Source organism: Halopseudomonas sp. (assembly GCF_041579695.1).
In the GTDB taxonomy this organism is placed as follows: domain Bacteria; phylum Pseudomonadota; class Gammaproteobacteria; order Pseudomonadales; family Pseudomonadaceae; genus Halopseudomonas.
This window is the reverse complement of sequence record NZ_JBFGFI010000178.1, coordinates 1-2468: the sequence shown is the minus strand read 5'-3', so window position 1 is coordinate 2468 and position 2468 is coordinate 1. Positions and strand designations below refer to the sequence as shown.

General features: G+C 62.0%; 2 protein-coding genes. Both read left to right on the top strand.

Annotated features, from left to right (window positions below):
• Nucleotides 1–1705: gamma-glutamyltransferase (gene ggt / locus ABYA88_RS16115; RefSeq protein ID WP_373188401.1), on the top strand; the 1705-nt coding region annotated here is incomplete at its 5' end.
• 58 nt (nucleotides 1706–1763) lie between these two features.
• The coding region (locus ABYA88_RS16110) for an amidoligase family protein (protein WP_373188400.1) at nucleotides 1764–2468 on the top strand (705 nt) is incomplete at its 3' end.

The following is a 2468-nucleotide window of genomic DNA, read 5'->3' as shown; positions in this document are numbered from 1 at the left end:
CCTCATACTTGCCCTGGCTGGCTTGTTGAGCGCCTGCAGCGGAACGGACCCGGCGACCAGCAGTCGGACCGAACAACCGCTTGCAGACCGGACGGCAAGCAGCTCGATGGTCGCGGCGGCGCATCCCGCGGCGGTCGAGGCGGGACTGGAGGTAATGCGCAAGGGCGGCCATGCCGTTGACGCGGCCATCGCGGTGCAGATGGTTCTGAGCTTTATCGAAGCGCCGGAAACCGGAATCGGCGGGGGCGGCTATCTACTTCTGCATGAAGGTGAGAGCGGCCGTACCAGTATGTTTGACGGCCGTGAAACCGCGCCCGCAGCCGCCCAGCCCGACCGCTTTCAGGTTCTGGGTCTGGACATGCCCCTGGCGCTGGCCATCCCCAGCGGCTCAGCCGTGGGCGTACCCGGCCTGGTGGCGATGCTCGCCGAGGCGCATCGCGAGCATGGCCGCTTGCCCTGGGAAGACCTGGTCGCTCCGGCGATCCAGTTGGCCGAACAGGGCCTGCCGATGCCGTTGCGGCTTCAGCGCCAGATCCAGCAGGACTGGTCCCTGCGTCTGTTTGCCGATACCCGAGACTACTTCCGCCGCCAGGCAGAAAGCCAGCCGACAATCCTGCGCAATCCGGAGCTCGCCCAGACCCTGCGAACCATTGCCAGGCAGGGACCGAAGGCCTTCTATGCCGGTCCGATCGCCGAGCAACTGCTTCAGAGACTGAGCGAGGCCCGCTGGGGCGCCAACGATATGACGGCGTCCGATCTGGCGACTTACCAGGCGGTTAATCGCGAGGCGGTTTGCCGGCCATATCGCCAATGGACGGTCTGCGGTGCGCCGCCCTCCTCTTCCGGCGGCATTACGCTGCTGCAGATCCTCGGCGTACTGGAGCATTTCGATCTGAGCGCCATGGAACCGGACAGTGTTGCCACACTGCACCTGATTGCCGAGAGCAGTCGACTGGCATTTGCCGATCGCAATCATTACATCGGCGATCCAGCGTATGTTGATGTGCCGACCGATCGCCTGCTCGACCCTGCCTACCTGCGTCAGCGCGCCAGCCTGATCCGCGCCAACAGCGCGATGGAACATGTGCACCCGGGCGACCCTGGATACCGACCCGAGATCGAAGAAGTCGATTTCACACCCGAAACGGATGAAAGAGGCACCTCCCATTTCAGCGTGGTGGACGGGGACGGCAACCTGGTGGCGCTGACCAGCTCCAACGAAGCGCCCTTTGGCAGCCGCATGATGAGCCAGGGGTTTGTGCTGAATAATCAGCTGACCGACTTCAGCTTCACGCCTATGCTGAATGGAATGGCCCATCCCAATGCGGTGGCCGGTGGCAAGCGACCGCGCAGTTCCATGGCGCCGACCATGGTATTCGACGCCATGGGAAGACCACGTCTGATCATTGGGTCGCGCGGCGGCAGCCGGATCATCGGCTATGTGGCCAAGACAGTGATTGGTGTGCTCGACTGGGACATGGACGTACAGGACGCCATAGCGCTGCCCAATGCCCTGGATCGCGGGCTCGGATTGGAACTTGAGGCCGGCACGCGGCTGGAAGCCCTTGCGCCCAGGCTCGAGACGATGGGCCATAAAGTCAGCATCGTACCCATGACCAGCGGGCTGCACGGTATCGAGCGCATTCCAGAAGGCTGGCGCGGCGGAGCGGATCCGCGTCTTGATGGTGTCGCCCGCGGGGATTGAAATCCTGGCCATATGCAGCCGTGTTAGGCTTACAGATAGAATTTAGACGGAGGTAGGCATGACCAAAACGGATGCTTTTGCACTGCCGCCCTGGCAGAAAACGGCCGATGGCGAGTTGCGCAGGGTAGGTGTAGAGCTAGAGATGAATGGTCTCGAGCTGGATGAGATAGCACGGCTGGCAGCCGATTTTCTAGGCTGCGAGGTCAAGAAAACCAGTCGCTATGAACGCTCTCTGCAGGGCGACCCGGCGGGTGAATGGATTGTCGAACTGGACTTCACCCTACTGAAAAGATTGGGCCGCGAACAGCGTATCGAGAATGATCTGGGCGACGAGATCATGAGCTCCGCCGAAGACGTGATCAAGTGGTTCGCCAACGGGCTGGTGCCGCACGAATTGGTTAGCCCGCCGCTACCGATGGACCGCCTTGCGGAGGTCGACCAATTGATCGCGCATCTGCGCGAAGCAGGGGCCAAGGGTACCGGTGACCGTGTAACCAATGCTTTCGGGATGCAGTTCAACCCGGAAGTGCCGGCCTGCGAGGCCAGGACCATAACCGCCTACCTCAAGGCATTTCTGTGCCTGTTCGACTGGCTCAATACCCGCGCCGACATAAATATGACACGCCGTCTGACCAGTTTCGTCGACCCTTTCCCCGGCGCCTATGTAAAGAAGGTGGTTAACCCTGCCTATTGGCCGGACATGGACACCCTGATCGACGACTATCTGGATGCCAACCCGACCCGCAACCGGGCGCTGGACATG